The organism is Moheibacter stercoris, from assembly GCF_040545805.1.
In the GTDB taxonomy this organism is placed as follows: Bacteria; Bacteroidota; Bacteroidia; order Flavobacteriales; family Weeksellaceae; genus Moheibacter; species Moheibacter stercoris.
In genome coordinates this window covers 117,779-141,910 of record NZ_JBEPMO010000006.1, presented here as the reverse complement: position 1 = coordinate 141,910, position 24,132 = coordinate 117,779, and the positions used below count along the sequence as shown (strand labels likewise).

At 33.3% G+C, this 24,132-nt stretch carries 26 protein-coding genes; 13 read left to right on the top strand and 13 right to left on the bottom strand.

Annotation, left to right across the window (positions count from 1 at the left end):
• Nucleotides 1-3: 3 nt before the first annotated feature.
• The 6 genes from ABID46_RS07100 to ABID46_RS07075 all read right to left on the bottom strand — a co-directional run bounded on the left by ABID46_RS07100 (nucleotide 4) and on the right by ABID46_RS07075 (nucleotide 5,200).
• Nucleotides 4-1,428 carry a hypothetical protein gene (locus ABID46_RS07100; RefSeq protein ID WP_354508497.1) on the bottom strand — a complete coding sequence of 475 codons (1,425 nt, stop codon included), beginning with the start codon at nucleotides 1,426-1,428 and terminating at the stop codon, nucleotides 4-6.
• Between the two features lie 2 nt (nucleotides 1,429-1,430).
• A complete protein-coding gene (locus ABID46_RS07095) occupies nucleotides 1,431-1,991 on the bottom strand; it encodes an RNA polymerase sigma factor (RefSeq protein WP_354508495.1) in 561 nt (186 codons plus the stop codon).
• A gap of 10 nt (nucleotides 1,992-2,001) precedes the next feature.
• Nucleotides 2,002-2,415 (bottom strand): hypothetical protein, encoded by a 414-nt coding sequence (locus ABID46_RS07090; RefSeq protein WP_354508493.1) that lies wholly within the window; start codon nucleotides 2,413-2,415, stop codon nucleotides 2,002-2,004.
• Nucleotides 2,416-2,496: 81 nt separating this feature from the next.
• Complete coding sequence (gene trmD, locus ABID46_RS07085; protein WP_354508491.1) at nucleotides 2,497-3,177, bottom strand: tRNA (guanosine(37)-N1)-methyltransferase TrmD; 681 nt, start codon at nucleotides 3,175-3,177, stop codon at nucleotides 2,497-2,499.
• 75 nt (nucleotides 3,178-3,252) lie between these two features.
• Nucleotides 3,253-3,627, bottom strand: coding sequence for a DUF779 domain-containing protein (locus ABID46_RS07080; RefSeq protein ID WP_354508490.1), 375 nt, complete (start codon nucleotides 3,625-3,627; stop codon nucleotides 3,253-3,255).
• Nucleotides 3,628-3,688: 61 nt separating this feature from the next.
• Complete coding sequence (locus tag ABID46_RS07075) at nucleotides 3,689-5,200, bottom strand: aldehyde dehydrogenase family protein (protein ID WP_354508488.1); 1,512 nt, start codon at nucleotides 5,198-5,200, stop codon at nucleotides 3,689-3,691.
• A 196-nt stretch (nucleotides 5,201-5,396) separates the two neighbouring features.
• Between ABID46_RS07075 and hemB the strand changes: the two genes are divergently transcribed.
• Both hemB and ABID46_RS07065 read left to right on the top strand, forming a co-directional pair.
• Complete coding sequence (hemB, locus tag ABID46_RS07070) at nucleotides 5,397-6,386, top strand: porphobilinogen synthase (RefSeq protein ID WP_354508486.1); 990 nt, start codon at nucleotides 5,397-5,399, stop codon at nucleotides 6,384-6,386.
• A 36-nt stretch (nucleotides 6,387-6,422) separates the two neighbouring features.
• Nucleotides 6,423-6,962, top strand: a complete 540-nt coding sequence (locus ABID46_RS07065) for an RNA polymerase sigma factor (RefSeq protein WP_354508484.1) — start codon at nucleotides 6,423-6,425, stop codon at nucleotides 6,960-6,962.
• A 44-nt stretch (nucleotides 6,963-7,006) separates the two neighbouring features.
• Here ABID46_RS07065 and ABID46_RS07060 read toward each other — a convergent pair whose 3' ends face one another.
• Nucleotides 7,007-7,534: a hypothetical protein gene (locus ABID46_RS07060; RefSeq protein ID WP_354508482.1), complete on the bottom strand. Its 528-nt coding sequence runs from the start codon at nucleotides 7,532-7,534 to the stop codon at nucleotides 7,007-7,009.
• Between the two features lie 207 nt (nucleotides 7,535-7,741).
• Between ABID46_RS07060 and ABID46_RS07055 the strand changes: the two genes are divergently transcribed.
• Nucleotides 7,742-8,263 carry a C40 family peptidase gene (locus ABID46_RS07055; RefSeq protein ID WP_354508480.1) on the top strand — a complete coding sequence of 174 codons (522 nt, stop codon included), beginning with the start codon at nucleotides 7,742-7,744 and terminating at the stop codon, nucleotides 8,261-8,263.
• On the opposite strand, the gene menD is transcribed toward ABID46_RS07055, so the two are convergent.
• Nucleotides 8,260-9,930: a 2-succinyl-5-enolpyruvyl-6-hydroxy-3-cyclohexene-1-carboxylic-acid synthase gene (gene menD / locus ABID46_RS07050; RefSeq protein ID WP_354508478.1), complete on the bottom strand. Its 1,671-nt coding sequence runs from the start codon at nucleotides 9,928-9,930 to the stop codon at nucleotides 8,260-8,262. The two genes, ABID46_RS07055 and menD, sit on opposite strands and share 4 nt — an antisense overlap.
• 102 nt (nucleotides 9,931-10,032) lie before the next feature.
• Between menD and ABID46_RS07045 the strand changes: the two genes are divergently transcribed.
• The 3 genes from ABID46_RS07045 to ABID46_RS07035 all read left to right on the top strand — a co-directional run bounded on the left by ABID46_RS07045 (nucleotide 10,033) and on the right by ABID46_RS07035 (nucleotide 11,813).
• On the top strand, nucleotides 10,033-10,704 hold the full coding sequence (locus ABID46_RS07045) for an NAD-dependent epimerase/dehydratase family protein (RefSeq protein WP_354508476.1): 672 nt from the start codon (nucleotides 10,033-10,035) through the stop codon (nucleotides 10,702-10,704).
• A gap of 6 nt (nucleotides 10,705-10,710) precedes the next feature.
• Entirely contained in the window at nucleotides 10,711-11,145 is a 435-nt protein-coding gene (locus ABID46_RS07040) for an acyltransferase family protein (RefSeq protein WP_354508475.1), read from the top strand.
• Nucleotides 11,146-11,270: 125 nt separating this feature from the next.
• Nucleotides 11,271-11,813: a hypothetical protein gene (locus ABID46_RS07035; protein WP_354508473.1), complete on the top strand. Its 543-nt coding sequence runs from the start codon at nucleotides 11,271-11,273 to the stop codon at nucleotides 11,811-11,813.
• Between the two features lie 8 nt (nucleotides 11,814-11,821).
• On the opposite strand, the gene ABID46_RS07030 is transcribed toward ABID46_RS07035, so the two are convergent.
• The 3 genes from ABID46_RS07030 to ABID46_RS07020 are packed head-to-tail and all read right to left on the bottom strand — an operon-like array spanning nucleotide 11,822 to nucleotide 14,699.
• Nucleotides 11,822-12,817 (bottom strand): glycosyltransferase family 2 protein, encoded by a 996-nt coding sequence (locus tag ABID46_RS07030; RefSeq protein WP_354508471.1) that lies wholly within the window; start codon nucleotides 12,815-12,817, stop codon nucleotides 11,822-11,824.
• Between the two features lie 18 nt (nucleotides 12,818-12,835).
• The gene (locus ABID46_RS07025; protein ID WP_354508469.1) at nucleotides 12,836-13,894 is read right to left on the bottom strand and encodes an NAD-dependent epimerase; all 1,059 of its coding nucleotides are present in this window, start codon (nucleotides 13,892-13,894) and stop codon (nucleotides 12,836-12,838) included.
• Between the two features lie 34 nt (nucleotides 13,895-13,928).
• Nucleotides 13,929-14,699 (bottom strand): O-methyltransferase, encoded by a 771-nt coding sequence (locus ABID46_RS07020; RefSeq protein ID WP_354508467.1) that lies wholly within the window; start codon nucleotides 14,697-14,699, stop codon nucleotides 13,929-13,931.
• A gap of 62 nt (nucleotides 14,700-14,761) precedes the next feature.
• Here ABID46_RS07020 and ABID46_RS07015 point away from each other — a divergent pair, with 62 nt between their 5' ends.
• The 6 genes from ABID46_RS07015 to ABID46_RS06990 are packed head-to-tail and all read left to right on the top strand — an operon-like array spanning nucleotide 14,762 to nucleotide 19,926.
• Nucleotides 14,762-15,322, top strand: a complete 561-nt coding sequence (locus ABID46_RS07015) for an acyltransferase (RefSeq protein ID WP_354508466.1) — start codon at nucleotides 14,762-14,764, stop codon at nucleotides 15,320-15,322.
• A gap of 44 nt (nucleotides 15,323-15,366) precedes the next feature.
• The gene (locus tag ABID46_RS07010) at nucleotides 15,367-16,011 is read left to right on the top strand and encodes a hypothetical protein (protein WP_354508464.1); all 645 of its coding nucleotides are present in this window, start codon (nucleotides 15,367-15,369) and stop codon (nucleotides 16,009-16,011) included.
• A gap of 10 nt (nucleotides 16,012-16,021) precedes the next feature.
• Nucleotides 16,022-16,828 (top strand): glycosyltransferase family 2 protein, encoded by an 807-nt coding sequence (locus ABID46_RS07005; protein WP_354508522.1) that lies wholly within the window; start codon nucleotides 16,022-16,024, stop codon nucleotides 16,826-16,828.
• Nucleotides 16,825-17,850, top strand: a complete 1,026-nt coding sequence (locus ABID46_RS07000) for a glycosyltransferase family 2 protein (RefSeq protein WP_354508462.1) — start codon at nucleotides 16,825-16,827, stop codon at nucleotides 17,848-17,850. The genes ABID46_RS07005 and ABID46_RS07000 overlap by 4 nt, the downstream gene beginning before the upstream one ends.
• Before the next feature lies 1 nt (nucleotide 17,851).
• A complete protein-coding gene (locus ABID46_RS06995; RefSeq protein WP_354508460.1) occupies nucleotides 17,852-19,012 on the top strand; it encodes a glycosyltransferase in 1,161 nt (386 codons plus the stop codon).
• Complete coding sequence (locus tag ABID46_RS06990) at nucleotides 19,009-19,926, top strand: glycosyltransferase family A protein (protein ID WP_354508458.1); 918 nt, start codon at nucleotides 19,009-19,011, stop codon at nucleotides 19,924-19,926. Before ABID46_RS06995 ends, ABID46_RS06990 begins: the two co-directional genes overlap by 4 nt.
• On the opposite strand, the gene ABID46_RS06985 is transcribed toward ABID46_RS06990, so the two are convergent.
• Both ABID46_RS06985 and ABID46_RS06980 read right to left on the bottom strand, forming a co-directional pair.
• The gene (locus ABID46_RS06985; protein ID WP_354508456.1) at nucleotides 19,923-20,837 is read right to left on the bottom strand and encodes a WaaS/CpsH family glycosyltransferase; all 915 of its coding nucleotides are present in this window, start codon (nucleotides 20,835-20,837) and stop codon (nucleotides 19,923-19,925) included. The two genes, ABID46_RS06990 and ABID46_RS06985, sit on opposite strands and share 4 nt — an antisense overlap.
• A gap of 30 nt (nucleotides 20,838-20,867) precedes the next feature.
• A complete protein-coding gene (locus ABID46_RS06980; protein WP_354508454.1) occupies nucleotides 20,868-22,682 on the bottom strand; it encodes an acyltransferase family protein in 1,815 nt (604 codons plus the stop codon).
• Between the two features lie 220 nt (nucleotides 22,683-22,902).
• Here ABID46_RS06980 and ABID46_RS06975 point away from each other — a divergent pair, with 220 nt between their 5' ends.
• Complete coding sequence (locus tag ABID46_RS06975; protein ID WP_435529324.1) at nucleotides 22,903-24,078, top strand: glycosyltransferase; 1,176 nt, start codon at nucleotides 22,903-22,905, stop codon at nucleotides 24,076-24,078.
• The last annotated feature ends 54 nt before the right edge of the window (nucleotides 24,079-24,132 follow it).

The window sequence follows — 24,132 nt, the reverse complement described above, 5'->3', positions numbered from 1 at the left end:
CACCTATTTAAACGAAACGCTTACTCCAGCATTGACACCTACGGTATATGGATTGTAATTTTTGATGTCATTGACTGGATTGATTAAGTATTTAAAGGTAGGCTCTACGTTTAATTGAATATTTTCAGTCAAGTTCATATCAAATTTCAATCCCGCATTCGCACTAAAAGAAGTGTTATTCAAGTTTTTAGCTTTTCCTAATTCTTGTGTAAAGTCATCTGTATGAGCGATGATTTTATTTTTGGACAATAACCAAGTACTTCCACCACCAGTTGCGCTAATACCTATAGAATTGGTTTTGAATAAAGCTACTTCTGCTTCAATCGGAATTTCAATATATTGCGATTGTTGTTGAATATCTCCCGATCCTGTCGTGTTGGTAAGATCCTGATTTACAGTAGAAACAAAAGGTTCAATACGCAAATTTCCATTGTATTTAATATTATTTGACAAATGAGAGGCAACGTTTTCACTTCCTTCAATTTGATAAGACAAAGGAACATCTTTGGTAATTTGTTCAAATCCAATAACAGAAACACCTGTTCTCAGTTTGACACGTGGACTAATTGCATATCCACCTTTCATACCATACGCCAATAAAACATTGTTTTCTGTTTTGTATTGACTCATTTGGTCGGCGAGCATGGAGTTTCCAACAAATGTATTCAAGGCCATAGGTGAAATAAATCCAGCTACATAAAAGCGATCAAATTCGACTTTCTTTTTAAGAATTGGTTTCTTTTTGTTTTCTGATGGTTGATTTTTCGCCACTAAATTTTCCTGTTTTTCAAGTAATTTGGCTTCTTCCAAAATCGTTTTCAAAACTTGATTGGAATCTGCATATTCAGGTGTCCAATCAGGTAAAGATTGTGCTAGAAAATTTTCTTTTTCAAGATCCAAAGTTTGAGATACTTCAACTGATTCTGATTCATTTTGTCGACCAAATGGTGAATCTGAAGAGTAAGAATTTGAAGAATTATGGTTGGCAAAAGAAGTAGAATTTATACCATAGTTTGAATGATTATTTAGAGAATATGTTGATTGGTTTACTGAATTGAATGGTAGTTTGTTAGAATTTTCTAAACTGTTGTTCAACTCAAATTCATCTTGAGATAACGTATTAAAATTATTATCTTGATTTTCAACTGAATTGACATCGGACTTTACCAAAGTAGTATTGGTTGTAGAGGATGAATTGTTTATCGTCGTACCTGCATTTCCATTGGAAAAGTCTTGATTCAAAAGGTAAACAGAACCTCCAATCAAGGCCAAACTTGCAGCAATCCCAGAAGCAAATAACCAAATTGGAATAAATGGTTTTCTTTTTTCTTGTTTGTTCGGAATGCGCTGTTGAATATACTCCCAAGAATCAACCGGCGGCTCTTGAGGTATATCTAAACGTTTTTTGAAATAATGATTTATTTTCATACTCATTTTGACAAGACTTTCATCTCGCTATTTTTTTTTAATAATTCTTTTAGCTTCTCTTTGGCTCTTGATAAATTGGATTTAGAAGTTCCAACAGATATATTAAGCATATTGGCTATTTCTTGGTGGCTATAGTTTTCAATGGCGTATAAATTGAAAACCTGTCGATATCGATCTGGAAGTTGACGAACGTATTCCAACAATTGTTCATAGGAATGTTCTTCAATTTCATCTTCATATTCTAGTAAATCAGATGATTCATCTGCTGTAATTTCTTCATTTACGACATACAGATGATTTCGATTTCGGTATTTTTCCAAACAACCATTTACCATGATTCGTCTCATCCATCCTTCAAAAGAACCTTCGAAACGAAACTGATTGATTTTGTTGAAAATCATAATAAATCCATCTTGAAAACAATCTTTGGCATCCTCCTTATTATCGGTATATCTCAAACATACAGAAAACAAGCTAGCAGAAAAGTATTGATACAATTCTGCTTGTGCCTTTGGTTGATTATTTTGGCATTGAAGGATAATATTTTTTAGATTCTCATCCAATGGCAAATTCTTAAGGAATTAAAACTTCTTGGATAATGAATACAGGATTGTTGGACTCATCATTATGATTCCAGAATCGAAAAGTATAATTTCCAGGTAAGTCTGGTTTAAAACGTAGAACGGTTGAATCTACTGAAGTTCCTTGCGTACATGATGTTTGAACACGATAGGTAACCATTGTTACAGTTCGCTCATTTCCTAAGCCTTGGTATTCATAATCGAAAAATTCTTCGCATGAACTTACTTTCGTAAAATAGGTTGTAATTTCAGTTATTTGACGAGCTGGATTTACCTCTCCAATTTTAACACTATCAATACCTTTATAATGATAGGTGACATTCTGAGTATTCTCATCATCTAAACAGGAGTGTAGCGCAAAAGGCGCAAACAAAAATAAACCGACGATCCACTTTAAATTTTTCATGAGATTAACTTTTACCTATAGATGCAAAATCGACGAAAAGGTTGCGTCTTATAGGTGTTAATTTCAGAAAGTTACATATTATTATTGATTTTCAAGTAAATCGGGTCTTCTTTTTTGCGTTCTGTCCAAAGCATTCTGGTGGCGCCATTCTTCAATTTTACCAAAATCGCCAGACAAAAGGATCTCAGGAACTTTTAAGCCTTTGTATTCAGCAGGACGCGTATACACTTCGGGAGCCAACAATTGATCTTGAAAAGAATCGGTAAGGGCAGAAGTCTCATCACCCAGAACGCCAGGCAATAAACGGATGATGCTATCGGCCAGAACTGCCGCTGCCAATTCACCACCACTTAAGACAAAATCTCCTATCGAAATTTCTCTTGTTATAAATAAATCTCTTACGCGTTGATCAACCCCTTTGTAGTGACCGCATAGCATGATGATATTGCCTTTTAAGGAAAGTTCGTTGGCGATACGTTGGTTCAATGTTTCACCATCAGGCGTTAAATAAATGATTTCATCATAAGATCTTTCTGCTTGAAGACTAGAAATGCATTTATCAATAGGTTCAATCATCATAACCATTCCAGCTCCGCCTCCATATTGGTAATCATCAACTTGTTTGTAATTTCCAACGGTGAATTCACGAAGATTGTGAAAATGGACTTCAACCAATCCTTTTTCTTGAGCTCGTTTCAAAATGGATGCTTCAAACGGGCTTGTTAAAAGTTCAGGTAAAACGGTGATTATATCTATTCGCATGCTGCAAAAATAGAAAATTGTTTTGAGTTGAATTTTGAATCATTGCATAGATGAAATAATTTCATCCAAAAATTATCAATCCATTAATTTTAGAGGAACTAATTCAGCTAATTCTTCTTCTGTAAACAATCGATAATTGATTTTAAAGGTTTTTCCTAAGGGAGTTTCCAATGAAAATCCGCCTGCACCAAATCCGTCCAACACATCCAATTCAAAATGGCTGTATTTCCAATATTCAAATAAATCTTTGTCTACCCAAAATTCTGAATTCTCCACTTCGCCAATCATCACATCATTCATACGAGGAAAAAATCCGCCTTTTTCAAAACATTGAGGTTGGGTTCCTTCACAACAACCACCGGCCTGGTAAAACATCAAGTCACCATGTTTGGATTTGAGATCTTGGATTAAATCTTTTGCTTTTTGGGTTGCATCAATTCGATTGACCATATTTTTAATTTTTTAAATGAAAGAGGGCAAAAATGCCTTTGCCCTCTGTATTGGTTAGGATTTAAAAGAATCCTAATTTGTTTTTGTTGTACGAAATCAACATGTTTTTGGTTTGACGATAATGGGCCAACATCATTTTGTGATTTTCTCGTCCGATTCCCGATTGTTTATATCCGCCAAATGGAGCACCAGCCGGATACGCATGGTAATTGTTTACCCATACACGTCCTGCTTGAATGGCTCTTGGAACTTGGTACAATTCATGTGCATCTCTGGTCCAAACTCCTGCTCCTAAACCATACAACGTATCATTAGCAATTTCAATGGCCTCTTCAACTGTTTTAAAAGTTGTAACCGCTAGAACAGGTCCAAAAATTTCTTCTTGGAAAATTCTCATTTTGTTATGGCCTTTGAATAGGGTTGGTTTGATGTAATATCCTTCTGCCAATTCACCTTCCAAACGATTCACATCTCCTCCTGTTAAAACAACAGCTCCTTCTTCTTTTCCAAGCTTGATGTAATTTTCGATTTTATCATATTGAATTTTGGAAGCTTGAGCACCCATCATTACGGTTGGGTCTAGCGGATTTCCAACTTTTATTGCCTCAACTCTTGCGATTACTTTTTCAATGAAAGCTTCATAAATATCTTCTTGAATCAATAATCGAGATGGACAAGTACAAATTTCACCTTGGTTGAACGCAAATAAAACAGCACCTTCAACTGCCTTATCTAAAAATTCGTCGTCATGATCCATCACCGAATTGAAAAATACGTTGGGAGATTTTCCACCTAACTCTAAGGTTACCGGAATGATGTTTTCAGTTGCATATTGCATCACCAATCTTCCTGTTGGTGTAGAACCTGTAAATGCAGCTTTGGAAACTTTTGGATTGGTGACCAAAGATCGACCTAATTCGGCTCCAAATCCATTCACGATGTTGACAACTCCAGGAGGAAGTAAATCCCCAATGATTTCCATCAAAACCATAATCGATGTTGGCGTACTTTCAGCAGGTTTTAAAACCACCGTATTTCCGGCCGCCAAAGCGGGAGCTAATTTCCATACGGCCATAAGAATTGGGAAGTTCCAAGGAATAATTTGTGCAACAACGCCAATTGGTTCATGAACAATTAAAGAAACGGTATGTTCATCCAATTCGACATGAGAACCTTCTTCGGCACGAATAATGCCTGCAAAATATCGGAAGTGATCGATTGCCAAAGGAATATCAGCATTCAAGGTTTCCCGAATTGCTTTTCCATTATCAATGGTTTCAACTTGAGCAATGTATTGCAAGTTTTCTTCCATACGATCAGCAATTTTGTTTAGAATAATACTTCTTTCGGTAGCTGAAGTTTTGCCCCAAGTTTTGAAGGCTTCATGTGCAGCGTTTACTGCCAATTCTAAATCTTCTTTAGATGAATGCGCCGCTTGCGTATACACTTTTCCTGTTAGAGGTGAAATGTTATCAAAATATTTCCCCAATACTGGAGCTGTCCACTTTCCATCAATATAATTCGGATATTGAGGTTTAAATTCTGGCCATTTCATTAGATTTTCGTTGCTCATATTTTTAATTATTTTTAATTGTTATTTAGTTTGTACAAGTTAGGAATAAAAACTGTGTGAAACTTGTAGGAATCTCCCAATTTCTATTAAAATTCTGTCAAATCTTTGTTAAGAAAATTGAGTGAAATCATAGCATGACAAATATTTTATCCTAAATAAATTCGGATATGTACCTTTGCAAAAAATATTTAGAATCATGTTTCCATACGATCGTCATAGAAGGCTTAGAAAAAATGAATCCATCAGAAGTTTGATTAGAGAGTCTCATTTAACTCCTCATGATTTTGTTTTACCGATTTTTGTTGCAGAAGGAAAAAATTTCAAGGAGGAAATTTCTTCTATGCCTGGAATTTATCGTCAATCCTTGGACAATACGATTAAAGAAGTCAAGGAAATTTGGAATTTGGGCATCAAAGCTGTCAATGTGTATGTGAAAGTTGATTCTTCTTTAAAAGACAATACAGGAAAAGAAGCTTGGAATCCAAATGGATTGATGCAACAAACGATACGGGCGATCAAAGATGCTGTTCCAGAAATGATTGTGATGCCAGACGTTGCACTTGATCCATATTCCATTTACGGGCATGATGGGATTGTGGAAAATGGTGAAATTTTAAATGATCCAACGGTTGAGGCTTTGGTGAAAATGGGTATAAGCCAAGCGGAGGCTGGAGCAGATATTCTAGCACCTTCTGATATGATGGATGGTAGAATTGGTGCATTGCGTGAAGGTTTGGAAGAAAATGGATTTCACAACGTTGGAATCATTTCCTATGCAGCCAAATATGCAAGTTCCTTTTATGGACCTTTCCGTGACGCCTTGAATTCCGCACCTGTTGATTCGGTTAACATTCCAAAAGATAAGAAAACCTATCAGATGGATTATCACAATGCTCAGGAAGCACTTCGAGAAGTGGAAGCGGACATAATGGAAGGAGCTGATATCGTGATGGTAAAACCAGGAATGGCCTATTTGGACATTGTTAAATTGGTTAAAGACAATTATAACATTCCGGTTTCAGTTTTTCAAGTGAGTGGTGAATATGCGATGATCAAAGCAGCCTCAGCAAATGGTTGGTTGGATCACGATAAAGTGATGTTGGAAAGTTTAACAGCGTTCAAACGCGCGGGTGCCGATATGATTTTTACGTATTTTTCTAAGGAAGCAGCAAAACTATTGGGTTAATTCCTTATTTTTAAGAATTATACGAAATCATTGAATTTGCAGAAACTTCAAAATATTATTGCAGATGCCAAAAAAGGGAAAAGGCAAGCTCAAAACGTCTTGATGGACTTGTTTTGGTCTACCGTATATGGTTATATCTACTCAAAAATTCAACACGAAAACGAATCGGAAGACATCGCAATTGAGACTTTTACTAAGGTTTTTGCGAAATTGAAATTGTACAATGAGGATTTTGATTTTAAAACTTGGATATTATCGATTGCCCATAATACCATGATTGATCATATCAGAAAGTCATCTGTTTTGAAAATTTCTTTGGATGACGAGCATTATACATTCGAAATTGAAGAAGATTTGCCTACTCCAGAAGAATCTTTGATTTTGAAACAGGACAATGATGCTGTTGTGAAATGGATTTCGAAATTAAAACCAGAATACAAAAGAATAATTGAACTTCGTTATTTAGAGGATAAAACCTATAAGGAAATTGCGGAGGAATTGGATTTGTCTTTGGCCAATGTCAAGGTTCGATTATTACGAGCCAAACAATTATTGCAAGAAATTATAAAAGGATAAAAAAAGCAGATGGGGTTATCATCTGCTTTTTATTTATAGGTTATTTATCGCTTGTTAAATTGATCGGCAATCTGAAATCCTTTTTCGATTGGAATTAAATGAATGATGGATTGATAGGATACGCCAAATTGTTCATCATTGATCAAAACATTGTATACCAATGTATCTGATAAGTTTTTCTCAAATTCCACCGATCCTACTTTGATTTTACCAAAATCTTGTGCTGGAATCAAGAATCCATCATATACATCCTCCCGACTCAAGTCAAATTTATCTTTCCATTTTGCTGTAAATTCATCTTTGGTTATGCTTCCTGGCAAACCCAAATCGGCATTTAATGCATCGATTTTAAATTCATAATAGTCGGGAGTTGTCATCATGATCATGGGTGGATTGTCATTGGAGAAATGTCCAACAATGGATTTTTCCAACCATTTTTTACCATTTTCGGCATTTTCTTGAATCAATTCTACTGGAATTTCTTCTTTTTGAACGACTGGAGCTTCTGCTTTGTTTTCATTTTTACAAGCCAGAAATAAGATACCTAAAGATAGAATATAAAGTTGTTTCATGCGGAAAGGAATTAATAAAATACTTAGCTAAAGATATAGGATTTAGTGTTTTGTTTGACAAAAATGCGTGCAAATTTTTAAAATTTCATTTCGTACTAAATTTCTAGGAAATCTTAATTTATGGAAAACCTGTTGATTATTTTGTTGAAAAATACCAAAAACCTCGATTTTCCGTTATATTTTTGATTGAAACAAAGAAGTTGGAGTATGAAATTTTCTACATTTTGCATTTTATTTTTGGGAATCATTGTATTATCTTCTTGTCATTCAACCAAAAGAGTTACGTATAAATCTTCGCAAGCCAATAATCGGGTGACGAAAGTGGATAACTCTAAAAATTCGTCTCTTAAAAAAGAAGTTTCTACTGTTTTAAAAGAAGCCAAAAAGTTTTTGGGAACTCCTTATAAATATGGAGGAACAACCAAAACTGGTTTGGATTGTTCGGGGTTGGTATTTAATTCCTTTGATGCAATCGGTGTGAAGATGCCTCGTATTTCAAGAGAACAAGCCAATTTGGGAAAAGAAATTCGTTTACGCGAAGTCAAAGAAGGTGATTTGGTCTTTTTCAATACTTCAGGATCTTCCATTAGTCACGTTGGAATTGTCGAAACCGTTAAAAATGGCGAAATCTTTTTCATTCATTCTTCAACTTCCAAAGGTGTTATCATTAGTTCACTAGAAGAAACTTATTGGAACAAACGCTTTGTGAAAGCAACACGAATCCTTTAAATTTTGAAATATTCCCGCATGATTTCAGCATTCTGAATATCAGAAGTGTTGATTTCCATGATTTTGGGTTTGCCTGATTCTATGTAGAATTTGGAAAGTTCCTCAGTTAATTTTTCCATCGATTGAATTTCCACATAATCAAAACCATACATTGCTGCCAAATGATTGGCTTTTAGATGATGACGTGTTTCAAAAACCGATTCCACAACCCCCGATTGATCTGGACCAGGAATGATTTTGAAAATATTTCCACCGCCGTTATTGATCAAAATAATTCGGAAATTGCTTGGAATATAATTGTTCCACAAACCATTGCTGTCATAAAAGAAACTGATGTCGCCCGTAACCAAAATAGTCTGTTTATGGTTAACCAAACTTGCTCCAGCAGCCGTTGAAGTACATCCGTCGATACCACTTGTTCCGCGATTGCAGAAAATTTCTACATCTTTTCGGTGGTCAAATAATTGCGCGTATCGAATGACTGATGAATTGCTGTATTGGACTTGGCTATTTTCTGGAAATGTTTCAATTAATTTTTCAATTGCTTTGAAATCTGAAAACCTAGTTATTTCGGCAAATTCTTTTTGTTTGGTTTCTTTTTCGATTCGAATCGAATTCCAATTTGTATAGTAAGTGGAATTTTGCGATTGAATCTTCGGAACGAAATTTTTCAAGAATGCCAATGATTCTGATTTGATTTTGTTTGTCAAACATTGAAACGTATCGGGATGCCAATAAGGATCAAGATGCCAATGAAATTCTGGTTGATGATTTCGGATGAACGATTTTACTTTTTTTGAAACCACATTTTGTCCGATGGTTAAAAGAATTTCGGGTCTAAGATTTTCCAATTCCATTTCCTCCATCGAATAAATAACCGAATCAATCTTATTGAAAAATCGTTTCGAATGGAGATTTGAAGTTGTTTCCGTCATCAAGATTACTGAATCATCTTCGGCTAATTTTTCCATCCAATCATTCAATTCTTCGTTAGGAAATTGCATTCCAACAAGCACTAATTTTTTGGAAGAATTGTTCCATTTTTCTGCTAATTCCTCGTAATCAATTTCGATTTTATCTTTGGATTCGGTTGAGGCATTGAATTCGTCAAATTGAATATCCAAACTTTCTTGAAATTCGTACAAAGGTTCCGAAAAAGGCATATTGATGTGAATCGGACCAGAATTCTGAAAGCAACTGATGATGGCTTTTTTGATCAAATTCAAATTGTCCATCAAGGTTTCGGTTGATTCATCTTCGTCCAATTGCGTATTGTGATACGAATGCAAGCTCAAAGCATCTTTTTGGCGAATGGTTTGGCCATCAAAATTATCGACCAAATGAATTGGTCGATCTGCTGATAAAAGGATTAAAGGAACATTTTGATAGAATGCTTCGGTTACTGCCGGATAATAATTCACCAGAGCCGAACCCGATGTACAACAAACCACAACAGGTTTTTGAAGTTGTTGCGCCATTCCCAAAGCGACAAATCCTGCGGAACGTTCGTCCACAATGCTATAAGTTTTAAAATCGGGATGATGGGTGAAATGCGTGGACAAAGCACCATTTCTTGAGCCTGGAGACAAGACGATATGTTCAATCCCATAAGCTTTGAAAACTTCAGCAATCAATTGAACATTTAACTTTTTCGAAAACTTCTTCAATCTTTGAATTCTTGATAGGCAAAGGTACTATGAAATTGTAAAAGATTAAATTCTAAAATTGTAGATTTGCGCATCATAACACAACCTAAATTTTAAATATCTATGATAATTGGAAATGGATTGATTGCCAATGCTTTTAGAGAAGCTGATCGCGATGATGTAGTTTTTTTCGCATCAGGTGTTTCCAATTCCTTGGAAAAAGATCCTGAACAATTTTTACGAGAAGAAAATTTACTTCGCAAAACTTTAGAGGAAAATCCATCCAAAATTTTTGTCTATTTCAGCACTTGTAGTATTTACGATTCCTCCAAAAATGATAGTCCTTATGTGAATCATAAATTGGCTATGGAACACATTGTTTCTACTATATCCAATCGTTATTTGATTGCTCGAGTTAGCAATGCAGTAGGGAAGGGTGGGAATCCTAATTTATTGATGAATTACATCTATCGATCTATTTTGAATCAAGATGAAATCACCATTCACCAAAATGCCAAAAGAAACTTGATCGATGTGCAAGATGTTGCCAAGTTGGTACTCTGGATTTTGAATGAAAAAGAACTCAATAAAATTTACAATATTGCTTATTTGAGAAACTTTTCGATTCAAGAAGTGGTGGAAGCTTTCGAACGGGAATTAGGTTTGAACGCTCAGAAAATCTATTTGAACCAAGGGGAAAGTTATTCGATTGATTTACAAGGGTTAAATAATTATTTTGAGCATGAAACTTCAGAAAAATATTTAAAAAACTTGATTCTGAATCATTACAAATAGTACTCTATGAAACTATTAAAACGTGTAACAGCAACCGGAAACTTTATACCTTATATAGATGGACTTCGTTTTTTTGCGATTATGGCGGTGGTTTTGAGTCATTTTATGACTTATTATGAAGATCGCGTAACCGAAATTCCAAATCCTATCAAACCAATCGTGGAGTTTTTATTTGGTAGTAGTTTTAGTGGAGTAATGTTGTTTTTTGGAATTTCTGGATTTATTTTGGGATTACCTTTTGTCAAACAATATGCATATGGAGGTAATAAAGTGAAATTAAAATCCTATTTATTTCGAAGGATTACACGTTTGGAACCACCTTATATCATCGTCTTAACACTCTTATTTATCTTGAATATTTTATTTGCCGATAAGGGAGGTTTTGCTGAATTATTGCCGCATTATCTAGCTTCGTTCTTCTATTTACACAATATTATTTAGGATGCTTTTCCAGTATTAAATCCGGTGTTTTGGTCTTTAGAAGTTGAAATTCAATTTTATTTATTGGCACCTTTATTTGCGTTGATTTTTTAAATTGGATCGAATTCCAAGAAGGATCATACTTTTTGCATTTATCTTTATATGGAAATTTTTATTATCCTATAATCCCATTAGAAGTTATCACACTCATTAATTATCTGTCCTATTTTATTGTAGGATTTTTAGCTGCGGACTTGTATTTAGAATACAAAGATCAAATTAAACCATCTATTTGGATTGATGTAGTATGCATCGCTTCTGTTATTTTATTTTGGAATGGATTCCGACCGTATGGAATTGACTTGATTTATTTGTTGCTAATTTTAACCATAACAGGTTCATCCATTTATTTGAAAAAGTTTCTATCGATTCCACTAGTTTATATCATCGGTGGAATGTATTATACGATATATATGTTGCACCAAAGGGTTATGTATATGGTGCTCGATAAATTTATGCAAGGGAAAATCTTTATGGAAAATGTATTTGCCGATTTTACGTTAAGATTGGTATTCATCTTAATCGTCATTGGAGTAATTTCCGCGATTTTCTTCATTTTCGTGGAACGACCAACGATGAAAAAGGAATGGTGGAAATACAGAAATTTAAAGAAATTGTTTTTTGAATAATTCAAAAATTATCTTTCATATCGCCATTTAAATAGACGATACCCTAATTCGGTCGGAAGGTTTTGAAGGAAGTTCTTTTTTTTCAATTGAATATCAAAATCCGAAGAGAAGTAATCAAGAAATGTAAGCTTCGGTGCTTTTTTCAAACGTTTGTAGTTTTGTTTCCAATAGGTAACATCGTCGCGCAAAGATCTCCATTGCATTTGTAAGCTAGTTTCTTTAAAATTGATCAACTTCTTTTTAATTAGTTTTTGGCGAAATGGAGTAGTTTCATTGTAAGCCTTGGTAAACCATTCTACAATGGTTTGGTGATTTTCAAAATTAATTTTCTTTTTATTAAAAATAGTCGAAGCTCCGTGAAGGTAATAAATGTAAGTTTTTTTCTTATAGAACGATATTTTGTTAAGTTTAAAAGCACAATGAAATGCCCATAGCTCGTCTTGAGAATAAAGTCCAGGAATAAATTTTAAGTTATTGGTGAGTATCCATTCCCGGTTATACAATTTATTGGGACCTATAATTGGCCAATCACCTTCGATAAATCTCTCAAAAATTAGATCATTACCCTCAATTGAATTTCCAGAGGCTCTAATCGGAAATAATATTTTTTCTTTCCCATCTTTTGAATCCCAACAAATCGTTTCTCCAACTGTAATATCTGATTGAGATTCTTCTGAAATTTTGACTAATTCCTCTATACAATTTGGTGTTATAAAATCATCACTATCCAACATATAAATATACTTTCCAGTAGATTTTTCTATGGCTTTGTTTCTTACAACGGACAATCCTTGATTGGTCTCATTGTGGTAAAGTACCAAATTTAAATCTGGATGTTTAGTTTGATATTTTTCAATTAAAACAACAGAATTGTCAGGAGTACAATCATTGACCAATATGATTTCTAGATTTTGATAGGTCTGATTTTTGACAGAATCCAAACAACGAACTATAAAATCTTCGCATTTAAAAACAGGAATATTGACGGAAACTAATGGTTGCATCTCAAAGGGAAAAATGAATTAGTCTTTTATTTCAAAAAATTCTTTGTACCAATCTACAAATTGATCAATACCTTCTTGAATGGAAGTTTCGGGTTTGTAATCTAAATCGCGAATTAAATCTGAAACATCTGCATAAGTTGAAGGGACATCTCCAGCTTGTAAAGGGAGAAATTTTTTCTCAGCAGTTTTACCAATTTTATTTTCCAAAGCCGTGATGAAATCCATCAACTTAACCGGATTGTTATTTCCAATATTGTAAATTTTATAAGGTGCTGACGAAACAGATGCATCATCAGAATTAGGATCCCAATTTGGATTTTCCTTTGGCGGATTATCGTTTACTCGGGTTATACCTTCTACAATATCATCGATATAAGTAAAATCACGTTGCATATTTCCATTGTTGAAAACGTCGATTGGTTTGTCTTCAAAAATGGCTTTTGTAAATAAGAACAAAGCCATATCAGGTCTTCCCCAAGGTCCATATACCGTAAAAAATCGTAATCCAGTTGTAGGAATTTTGAATAAATGGCTATAGGTATGTGCCATCAATTCATTGGATTTTTTACTTGCAGCATATAAACTCATCGGATGGTCAACATTGTCTTTTGTAGAAAATGGTTGTGCTTCGTTCAAACCGTAAACACTAGAACTACTTGCATAAGTCAAATGCTTGATGTTGTGGTGGCGACAGCACTCCAAAATATTTAAAAATCCGACGATATTTGCATCAATATAGGCATCAGGATTTGTAAGAGAATAACGTACACCTGCTTGAGCCGCTAGATTGATGACTTTATCAAATTTCTCAGCTGTAAATAAAGCTTCTAAATTTGCTTTGTCTTCCAAATTTAATTGGATGAATTTATAGTTGGAAAATTTAGAACTCTGAATCATTTTATTGTAGTGGATTTTATCTTGAAGAATTCCAGATCTTTCCAATCGACCATATTTTACTCGGATGTCGTAATAATCATTGATGGAATCCAATCCAACAATTTCGTCGCCTCTTGCAATTAATTTATTGGCTAAATGACTACCGATAAATCCTGCGGTTCCTGTGATGAGAATTTTCATTTTGTAAATTTAAGAAATGATTGGATTTTGATTATTACTTTAAAATTAATCCTGCATATTTCCCATCAAATTCCACAATGATAGGTTCACGTTTATTATTCACACAATAATCCATAAAAGCCGCATTGTCACCAATATCGTCACTCATGAAAATTCCACCTTTACGTACTTTATTCCATAAAATATCGTAAGCCCACATTCTACCGTTATAGGATTTATCACTATCATAATGAACAAAGTCAAATTCTTGTTGTTCTTTGAAGATTTTTGGTAAAGATTCACGGTCGGCAAATCGAAACAATTTCCAATTTTTTCTCAAATTATCAGGAACAACACAACCTACGTAAACATCATTGTCCCTACCCAAATAAGGCATGTCAGAACTATATAGAGTTCCATTTCTTTTGGAGATTGAAAGCAAAGCTGCAAGAGAAGACCATCCAAAAGCAACACCTGTTTCCAAGGTGTTTTTGGCTTGGGTGTATTCACATAAATTGTAAATCAAATCCAACGCACCCGCACCACCCATTTTTATAGGGCAATTAGCTTCAGCATTCTTGGCAAACTCAAAATACTCCGGGAATAGATTTTCCAGTTTTTCAATATCGTTTATACCCAATTCTTTTAATGCCTCTTCCTGTGAAACTGCACGGTCGCTACACCATTTCTCAGCTTCTTCTTTGCCTTTAAATGCCGATTTTCTATCGAAAATATTCTTATAAATTTTTCTTCCAAGTTCTGGATAAAGATGTGGCCTAACCAGATAAGCCATAAAAGTTCGGAAAACTGAAACGATTTCTTTCATTTGTTGTTTTAATACTGCAAAAGTAAAGTTTAAATTAATATTTTTGTTTAAAATAGCAACTTATGAATTCTTTATTGGCTTTCTTTTTTTCAAAATTCAAATTATTGCAGGATAAGTACAGCAAAGTAAATGATATGAAGCTATTTCATCAAAATCCGAAAAGCAATATTCATAAGAGTTTTAAACTAGGGATTAATAATTATCTGGATATTTCTAAGGATGCGGAATTTCAGATTTCTGAAGGCGTCTCCATTAACGAATCCAATAATATTTCCGTAAAAAAAGGCGGAAAATTATTTATTGGTAAAGACACATACATCACAAGAGCAACCATTGCTTGTTTGGAGAAAGTAGAGATTGGAGAAAACTGTATTCTTGGAGAGGGACTTAAAATTTTCGACCACAATCATCAATACACAAAAGCACCTTTCTCTGTTTCTAAAACAGAATTCAATACCGCTCCTGTAAAACTTGGAAATAATGTTTGGACCGGTGCTAACTGCATTATCCTGAAAGGGGTAACGATTGGCGATAATGTAATTCTGGGGGCAGGATGTGTGGTTTACAAAGATGTACCAGCGAATTCGGTTATTGTTAATAAACAGGAATTGATATTGCGATAACGATAACTTAAAATAAATTAAACTACAAAATTAAATCCATATTGATGAATAAAATCCTCAAGAGAATTAAGATTTATCTAAATCAAAAGAAATCAATCCCGTCTTCTTATCCTTTTGTCATGTATGATGAAGAAAAGGAATTATTTAAACGATATATTTCTAATTCAAAAAATTACTTGGAATTTGGTTTGGGAGGAAGTACGATTTTTACTCTTATTAATTCTAAAGCAAAAATTACTTCTGTGGATACGAATATTGAGTGGATTAATTTTGTAGAAAAGTATAAAATTATAAAGCAATCCATTCCACACAGATTAAAAATAGTTCATATCAACATTGGACCTACGAAAAGTTGGGGTTTTCCGGTAAACGATGACCATCAAGATAAATTTGAAGATTTTTCTAAGAAGATATTTGAAATGCATAAAGATGAGAAATATGATTTTATTTTGGTTGATGGGAGATTTAGGGTAGCCTGTGCTTTACAAGCTATTATTAATCAATTGGATAATGATGAATTATTTATTGGTGTTCATGATTATTCGATTAGAACGGAATATTCTATTCTTGAAAAATTTATGGATATAGTAGAATTCTCTAAAACATTATATGTATTTAAAATCAAACCACAGCTAGACGTGAATGAATTACAAGAAGTTTATGAAGAATATAAGTTGGTAGCAGAGTAAAAATGTGAATATGAAATTCTCTCTCTTAATCGCACACTATAATAATTGGAATTATTTTGAAAGGTGTTATGCTTCAATCAATAAGCAAAGCTTTCAAGATTTTGAAATTGTAATTGTTGATGATTATTCGACAGATGATTCTTATGAAAAATTATTAACATTGGCTCAAAATGATTCACGTATTCATTTGGTACAGAATGAAAAAAATAAAAAAGTAGGCTTCACCAAACGAAGATGCGTTGAGCTTGCAAAAGGTGAAATTTGCGGTTTTTTAGACCCTGATGATGAATTGCTTCCTCAAGCAATAGAGGAGGCTGTGGCTAAGTATAATAACGAAAAAATTATCACGACCTATTCAAAAATAAAACTCATTAATGAAGGTTCAACTGAAATAGGAGATTTCACTCTTACTCAAAAAATCAAAAATGATCAGAAATATTTCTTTAATATTAACTTTGAGGTAGCACATTTTTTTACATTTCGAAAAGATATTTACGAGTTAACCGAAGGGATTAATCCCTCCCTAACATCGGCGGTTGATCAAGATTTGTATTTGAAGTTGTATGAAAAAGGTGATTTTTATTTCATCAATTCATTTCAATATTTGTATCGTATTCATGACAAAGGTGTTTCTCAAGATAAATCGAAGAAATTAAAACTCAATTCAAATTGGCATCAGGTGCTTTTGGATACATGTAAAAGAAGAAAAATAAATATGCTGTATGGCAAGCCTATAAATGAAATCGATAATTTACCTCGCTATATTTATACGAAAGAAAACACATTTTTCAAAAAATTGATGAGAAAATTAAGATGATTAGTATTGTAATTAAATCGTTTAATCGTCCTCATTACTTGGATCGTTGCTTAAAATCTATTTTACAAAATGTAGAAGGAGTATACGAAATCAAGGTTTTGGATGATGGCACACCCAAAAAATACTTGAATAAATTGAAGGATGCTTATCCAAAAGTCAAATTTCTGAAGTCTTCACAATACGATGCAAAAGTAAAGGCTATTGAAAAAAACTTGGAAAAAGGTACTGAAATCGATGGATTTCAGATTCCGACGGATTTATGGTATCAAGCGGTGGCAGCTGCAGCAGATTATGTATTGGTCATCGAAGACGACGTTTGGTTTACAGCTCCAGTGAATTTGGATGAGTTGGTAAAGAATATGCAGAAGTATAATATTCCGTTGTTAAAATTGGGGTGGCTTGGGAATTATACCGATGATCAATACTTGCAATTGGAAAAATTAAATCACCTTATCACCAAAGCGCAACCTCAAAAATTATTTACAGCAAATAAGTTAATCATGGATTTGTTCATGTACAATAAATATAAATTTTTTACCCTGCTCTATAAATTTGGTTGGGTTGACAATACCACCAAAAGAAAATATTGGGCGATTAATTCGATTTTGATGGGTTTGTATCGAAAAGATTATTGGTTGGCCATTTGGAAAGATGCAAAAGGAAGAGTGGATGAGAAACAACAATTGCGTAATGCAGCGGTTTGGTATCATCAAAACAAAAACTCCATCTTTGCACGTACCCATCAAGAATATTTAAAAACCACTTTCAAGTCTTCGGCTACTGGCTCCTATCATGAATATGGCTATCGTTTAGACGTTAACCGTATGAATTTCATTTTGAACAAAGCTTGGTTGGAAGGTGAGTTGGATCCAATGGAAAATTATCCAAATGATTTTTCGGACAAGTACATTCAAACTTTTTTAGAAAAAGCCAATCATCCCGATGTTCAATATACGGAATGGAAGAAATGGGCCGATAAGTTTAAAGAACAATATCGTAATTTAGGCGCCGAAATAGAATAAAATGACCAACCCAACCAAAATAAAAGTTCTTTTTCGATTGCGTTCCCTCGAAATGGGTGGTGTACCGCGTGTGGTTTTAGATCTTTTGAATAATTTACCAAAAGAGAAATTTGACATCACTTTGATGTTGAATTTGTACCAAGGCGAACTTCGCACCGAAATACCGAAACATATCCATTTGGTAAGGATTGCAAAAGGAAGAGAAGACTTTAGCGTCAATCCAATTTTACATAAAGTTCAATTGGTTTTGCGAAAGTTGAAATTGAAATTTTACGAAGTATTTCCTAGTTTTCTGTACAATCAAATTTTAAAAGAGGATTACGATATTGAAGTTGCTCCTGGCTATGCGGAATTCGAATGGATTTTGAATTCACCCAATAAAAAGTCCCGCAAAATTGGCTGGTTTCATACCGATGTGAGTTATGATAAAGACCAGAACCGAGTGATGAAAAGAATCAATCTGATGAAGAAATTTGATTGGATGATTTTTGGCTCGGCACAAACTCGACAAGTGATTACCGATTTGTATGGTGTGACTTATCCAAATAGTTCAGTGATTTACAATGTCATAAACTTTCAAGAAGCAATGGAGAAATCCAAATTGATGGAAGTCAATTATCCAATTCGCCCCGTGTTTTCGACGATCGGAAGATTGCATTTCCGCAAAGGTTATGATGCGTTGATTCGTGTTCACAAACGTTTGTTGGACGAAGGTTTTAAACATTCAATAGCTGTAATTGGAGGTGGAAACGAAATGGAAAATCTGAAAAATCAGGCTATTGAAACAGGTGTAGAAGAAACTTTTAATCTTTTGGATACCCAGAAAAATCCATATCCATATGTAGCACAATCAGACTTTTTTGTGTTACCATCCCGATCAGAGTCTTATCCGTTGACTGTTGGAGAAGTGATGGGATTGGGAATTCCTATATTGAGTACCAATGTGGGAGGCATACCAGAAATGATTGATCACGAAGTTGATGGCTATTTGGTGAATTTCGATGAGGAGGAAATTTACGAAGGAATGAAAAGGTTTATGACCGACCAAGAATTAATTGAAAATCTTAAAAAGGGAATGAAATCAGTTCCTGAAAAATTTGATAATTCGAAAATTTACCATCAAATAAGCCAAGTGTTTGAAAATCAATATTTACAAAAATGAGTAAATATAAAATAACCATTATCACACCAACCTATAATAGGGCTCATACATTGAAAAGAGCCTATAATTCTCTCGTAAATCAAACGTTTAAAGACTTTTTATGGGTGATTGCAGATGATGGATCTACCGATCAAACAGAAGAACTTGTCAAGGAATTTCAAAAAGAAAATCTTGTAACAATTCAGTATTATAAACAAGAAAATTCTAAGAAATTTTATACCGTTTTCAAAGCGATTCAATCGGTGAAAACCGATTATTTTGCTATATTGGATTCTGATGATGCTTATCCTGATAAGGCTTTGGAAATTTTGATTAAAGAAGCCAATTCGTTAAATCCAGATGAATTCATTTCTTTGATCGGTCATTCGATTGATGAAGAGGGTAAACTTTTTGGAGATTTATTTCCAGGAAATGGTTTTGACGGTTCTGTATTTGAAATGAGGTATAAATACAAGATAAAGGGGGATAAAAATGGGTTGTTTTTGACAAAACCCTATTTAAAATACTTATCTAAATTTGATTTCGAAGTTTATAAAGGAAAATATGCGCCTCAAAAAATATTCTTTCAAATTTATGATGGTGAGGGAATGAAAACCCGATTTTTTAATGAAATCGTTAGGATTTACTATTACGACTCAACTGATTTAAATTCAATGAGTGCAGACCGGGTAAAACCTACGTCGTATGAAGGTTTACGCGATGGGTATTTGTCTTTTGTAAATTCCTATAAAGGGATAAAATGGACGCATCCAATTGCCTATTTTAGAAATATGGTAGGATATTTAACGTATTCACAATTATTGAAAGATTCTTGGAAAAAATCCATCCAAAAATTAAACAGTTTGCCAAATAAAATTTTAGGAATTCTTCTTATTCCTTTTAGTTTCGGATATACTTTACTGAAAAAACCTTAATACGTAAATTCCTTTTGATCAAGCATTCGATCCAGCCAAGTGTCAAAATCATATTTAGTTTTTATTTCTTGTGAAATAGGTTGATAGGGCGAATCTAAAAAATGCCTTAATCCATCCAAGTTGTCTTCTCCCAAGATGAATATGTTTAAAGGATGATAAAAGGGTTCCTTTTTGATGTGAATATTGTCGGTTATCAATTTAATTTCAAGGAACAAAGACTCCATTGGTCGAAGGGTTAATCCTACCTGACTTGGTGGTGAAATATCTAATATCGCTTTTGATTGATTGATTAAATTTAAATATTCCTTATACGAAAGTTCCTTGATCTTTTCTGGATTTCCCTCATTCCGATTGGGGACTATATGGAAGAAATTCCGATAATTATGTTCAGTGAAATAGGTTTCTAGTTCGAGTAGCTTCTCTTTTCTGTGTTTGTTTCGTCCCACAAAAACAATGTCAAATTCCTTTGGCGAATTGCTGGAATTTATTTCATCAAAATAAAAAGTATTGTTGTATTTCAATTGATAATTCTCTTTGTCGATTTCATCAAATGTCCAAATATCAGCCAATTGGCGAAGTGCTTCTGTAGGTCGTCCAATTCTATAGGCAGGATTCCAATACCAATAAATAATTTGAATACTCGGATTTTGCTTTTTAATAAATTCTAAAACATATAAATTAACTGTGGCAAAAACAACAACTGTTTTCGCCTTTTTTAGATGTTTGGTCCAATTGCCAAATAAAATGGAATCATTTATAGAAAGTTTTTTAAATAGTTTCTTTAAGACGCGTGTTTTAAAATTCTCATTTGGATAAAGTTCAAAAATAGGATATCCTTTATCTTTAATTAGTTTTTGAAAATAATCGACCGAATTATATATAAAAATTATTTCGTTTTTGGTGGGTTTCATGGAAAAGTATGGGCTTTTGTGATAATCAAATTAGTTTGATCGCAATTTTTTTAAAAATATCTCTTCGCTAAATTTAGCATATTTAATTGATCCGAAAACATTTAGATGCTTCTCATCATAATAAATTACCGTATCCTTGTAATATGGCGCATCTTCAAACAATTTAATTTTGGTTAAATCCATAACTTTTACATTGGGTGAAGATTTTAATTCTTTCAGAATATTTTCAGGAATTTTTGCGTAGATTTTTTCAAATTTTACATTTTTCTTGGTTTTTAATTCACCACGATTTACACGTATTGGATTTTTGTTCAGAGTCGGGTAATCTTCAAATAGATAAAAGATTTTTTGAGGATATCTTTTTGTCAGATTCAATAATGCCTCATTAAAGTGGGGTAGTGGAATTCCCCAAGCCTTCAAAATAAAAATGGTGTCAAATTTTTCGATTTCCTTTTCAGATTTCAATGCTAAATTCTCGTATAATTCGAAATTTGATTGATTGTGAAATTCTTTTTCGCTAATGTTTGGAATTGGCGGATAAGTATCATTTGTGACGATACTAAAAGCAAAATCATTTTTCTTTCCAATCTCGTTCAAAAAGGGTTTCATAACCAATCCATGGCTATAGCCAATGACTAAAATTTTATTCGTAGATTCTGGATTTCCTAAAACCTCAAATCGTTTAAAATATTTTCCGTGTGAGGTAAATCCCATTGCATTGGAAGAAGAAAAATAGGCAGGAGTAGATCCCATTTTTTCGTTAATTTTTACAGACATCAGAACCATAAATGCCAAAAATAAATAAACCGCAACTGAACTAATAGCTATTTGTTTGATCGATTTTATCCTGAATTTTTCCTCTATTAAATAATAAGATGCATACGAAAAGGCAAAAATTAATATCGTCATTAGTAAACCATCCATTAATGGAATTTCATATTGCGAATGGTAGTAGCGGTATAAGGCCATAAAAGGCCAGTGCCATAAATAAATGCTATAGGAAAGTGCTCCTATAAAAACTGGAATTTTGGTCGATAAAAATTGGTTGATGTAACTGTCTTTGGAAATTAATAACATTCCTGTTCCTACACAAGGAATAAGTGCCAAAACGCCAGGGAAAGTTGTTTTTTCATTATAAATAAACATTGGGATTAGGACCATCAACAATCCAAGAACGCTTAAAAATGTCTGCGTCGAAATATTTATATTCTTCTTTTTCATTAAGAACAATTGAACCAATGTCCCTAATAAAAATTCACTGCTACGTGATAAAAGCGAATAATACATTGCCACAACTTGTTTTCCAAAACTAATTTGGTAATGAGTATACATTAATGAAAGAAGGATTAATAGGACTATAAAAAATCCGAGCCATTTTCGGGGTATAAAAAATAGAATCAATGGTAAGATCAAGTAAAACTGCATTTCCACTGCAAGTGTCCAAGTATGCAAAAGTGGATTTTCTGAATTTTGAGCACCAAAATACGTGTCTAGAGAAGCAAAATAATTATTGGAATTAAAAATACTTGCATTAAATAAAGCTTTTCTGAAAAATTTTACATCTTGGTTAAAATAAATAAAGGTTACAGCAATTGCAACAATAATAAGCAAGACTAGATAAGCAGGAACAATCCGTTTGATCCTACTTTTATAAAAATCGATAAACGAAAAAGATTTTTTATCAATTTTATTAATTATGATACCCGAAATCAAAAATCCAGAAATGACAAAAAAAATGTCAACACCTAAAAATCCGCCTGGTAATAAGGCATGATTGAAATGAAATAAAAAAACGGATAATACTGCTATAGCACGTAGTCCTTGAATGTCTAAACGATATTCCACAGATTGTTAAGGTATATGGTTAACTAAAAGTAAATCAATTGATTTAATCAATAGTTAAATTTATTTAATAATTTTAATAGAGATACTTATTGTTGAAATTTCTTAGCAAAATTGAAATACAATCATTTGCTTGATAGTGTAAAGTGTTGCTCATTTAGATTGATTTAGAGTTTAAAAGTAAAAAAAAAAACATACGACATTGCAAATTAATTTCTGAAATTTGCCTGACTTTATAATCCAACCATTGAAAAAGAAAATTCTCATACGAATCGGATCTTTACGCCACGGTGGTGCAGAAAAAGTTCTCGCAACTTTTTTGAAGAATTTGCCTACCGATAAATATGAAATCGATTTGCTATTAAATCTTTATTCAGGTAAATACCTTGCTGAAATTCCCGATTGGATCAATGTTTTCTATCTCAACAAAGGGGAAATGATTACGACCAATCGACCACAAGATATTCCTCAGAAAGCCTTTCGAGTGTTGTATCAGAAAACACTTAAGAAGTTTCCTAAATTATTGTATAAATATATTCTCAAGAATAAACAATACGATATTGAATTTGCGGCAATCCACGGTTTGAGAGATGATATTTTGAATTCTCCGCAAAAAGCATCCAAAAAAATCGTTTGGATTCACAACGATTTGCGCAAAACGGAATTTCACGATTATACCGATGAGGAAATACGCAAATTCTTTGGATTCGATCAAATAATGGTCATTTCGGAGCAGATCCAAAAGGATTTTGAAAATATGGCAAGAACGGAGGAGGAGAAAAAGAAAATCGTCCGAATTTACAATCCGCTCGATACCCAAGAAATCTTGACCAAGGCTGAAAAAAAGCAAGATGTTTATGATTTTAATTCTTCGGTTCCTGTTTTTGTCTCTGTTGGAACTGTTTTTCCGCAAAAAGGATTCGATCGACTTTTACGCGTACATAAACGATTATTGAAAGAAGGATTTCCACACAAAGTCTTGATTGTAGGTGATGGATATGATTTTGAAAACGTAAAAAACTTATTGAACGAATTAAAACTTGAGCAAACGGCTACGATGTTAGGATTTACAGACAATCCTTATCCATTTTTTAAAGCGGCCGATTTTTTCATTTTAAGTTCTCGTTACGAAGGTTTTCCAACCGTTTTGTATGAAGCAATAACCTTGAAGAAAACCATTGTTGCAACTGATGTTTCGGGTGTTCGAGAAATGCTCAACGATGGTGAATTAGGAATGATTGTAGAAAATTCCGAAGAAGGAATTTATAGTGGAATGAAAACGATGTTGACGAATCCTAAATTTGCAAAATCCTTTCAAACTAAATTGGATGATTATATTCCACCTTTCAACTTGAAAAATTCCGTTCAACATATTCAATCGATAATCGATTCACCTTAGAATTAAAAACAAGAATATCAATACTATTCTTAAATTTGCAAATCAACTCTAGAA

What these genes read in the sequence shown, in the direction of transcription:
- ABID46_RS07100 (WP_354508497.1), bottom strand. Translation starts at nt 1,428, where the DNA reads ATGAAAATAAATCATTATTTCAAAAAACGTTTAGATATACCTCAAGAG.
- ABID46_RS07090 (WP_354508493.1), bottom strand. Translation starts at nt 2,415, where the DNA reads ATGAAAAATTTAAAGTGGATCGTCGGTTTATTTTTGTTTGCGCCTTTT.
- trmD (WP_354508491.1), bottom strand. Translation starts at nt 3,177, where the DNA reads ATGCGAATAGATATAATCACCGTTTTACCTGAACTTTTAACAAGCCCG.
- ABID46_RS07080 (WP_354508490.1), bottom strand. Translation starts at nt 3,627, where the DNA reads ATGGTCAATCGAATTGATGCAACCCAAAAAGCAAAAGATTTAATCCAA.
- ABID46_RS07075 (WP_354508488.1), bottom strand. Translation starts at nt 5,200, where the DNA reads ATGAGCAACGAAAATCTAATGAAATGGCCAGAATTTAAACCTCAATAT.
- hemB (WP_354508486.1), top strand. Translation starts at nt 5,397, where the DNA reads ATGTTTCCATACGATCGTCATAGAAGGCTTAGAAAAAATGAATCCATC.
- ABID46_RS07060 (WP_354508482.1), bottom strand. Translation starts at nt 7,534, where the DNA reads ATGAAACAACTTTATATTCTATCTTTAGGTATCTTATTTCTGGCTTGT.
- ABID46_RS07055 (WP_354508480.1), top strand. Translation starts at nt 7,742, where the DNA reads ATGAAATTTTCTACATTTTGCATTTTATTTTTGGGAATCATTGTATTA.
- ABID46_RS07045 (WP_354508476.1), top strand. Translation starts at nt 10,033, where the DNA reads ATGATAATTGGAAATGGATTGATTGCCAATGCTTTTAGAGAAGCTGAT.
- ABID46_RS07040 (WP_354508475.1), top strand. Translation starts at nt 10,711, where the DNA reads ATGAAACTATTAAAACGTGTAACAGCAACCGGAAACTTTATACCTTAT.
- ABID46_RS07030 (WP_354508471.1), bottom strand. Translation starts at nt 12,817, where the DNA reads ATGCAACCATTAGTTTCCGTCAATATTCCTGTTTTTAAATGCGAAGAT.
- ABID46_RS07025 (WP_354508469.1), bottom strand. Translation starts at nt 13,894, where the DNA reads ATGAAAATTCTCATCACAGGAACCGCAGGATTTATCGGTAGTCATTTA.
- ABID46_RS07020 (WP_354508467.1), bottom strand. Translation starts at nt 14,699, where the DNA reads ATGAAAGAAATCGTTTCAGTTTTCCGAACTTTTATGGCTTATCTGGTT.
- ABID46_RS07015 (WP_354508466.1), top strand. Translation starts at nt 14,762, where the DNA reads ATGAATTCTTTATTGGCTTTCTTTTTTTCAAAATTCAAATTATTGCAG.
- ABID46_RS07010 (WP_354508464.1), top strand. Translation starts at nt 15,367, where the DNA reads ATGAATAAAATCCTCAAGAGAATTAAGATTTATCTAAATCAAAAGAAA.
- ABID46_RS07005 (WP_354508522.1), top strand. Translation starts at nt 16,022, where the DNA reads ATGAAATTCTCTCTCTTAATCGCACACTATAATAATTGGAATTATTTT.
- ABID46_RS07000 (WP_354508462.1), top strand. Translation starts at nt 16,825, where the DNA reads ATGATTAGTATTGTAATTAAATCGTTTAATCGTCCTCATTACTTGGAT.
- ABID46_RS06995 (WP_354508460.1), top strand. Translation starts at nt 17,852, where the DNA reads ATGACCAACCCAACCAAAATAAAAGTTCTTTTTCGATTGCGTTCCCTC.
- ABID46_RS06990 (WP_354508458.1), top strand. Translation starts at nt 19,009, where the DNA reads ATGAGTAAATATAAAATAACCATTATCACACCAACCTATAATAGGGCT.
- ABID46_RS06985 (WP_354508456.1), bottom strand. Translation starts at nt 20,837, where the DNA reads ATGAAACCCACCAAAAACGAAATAATTTTTATATATAATTCGGTCGAT.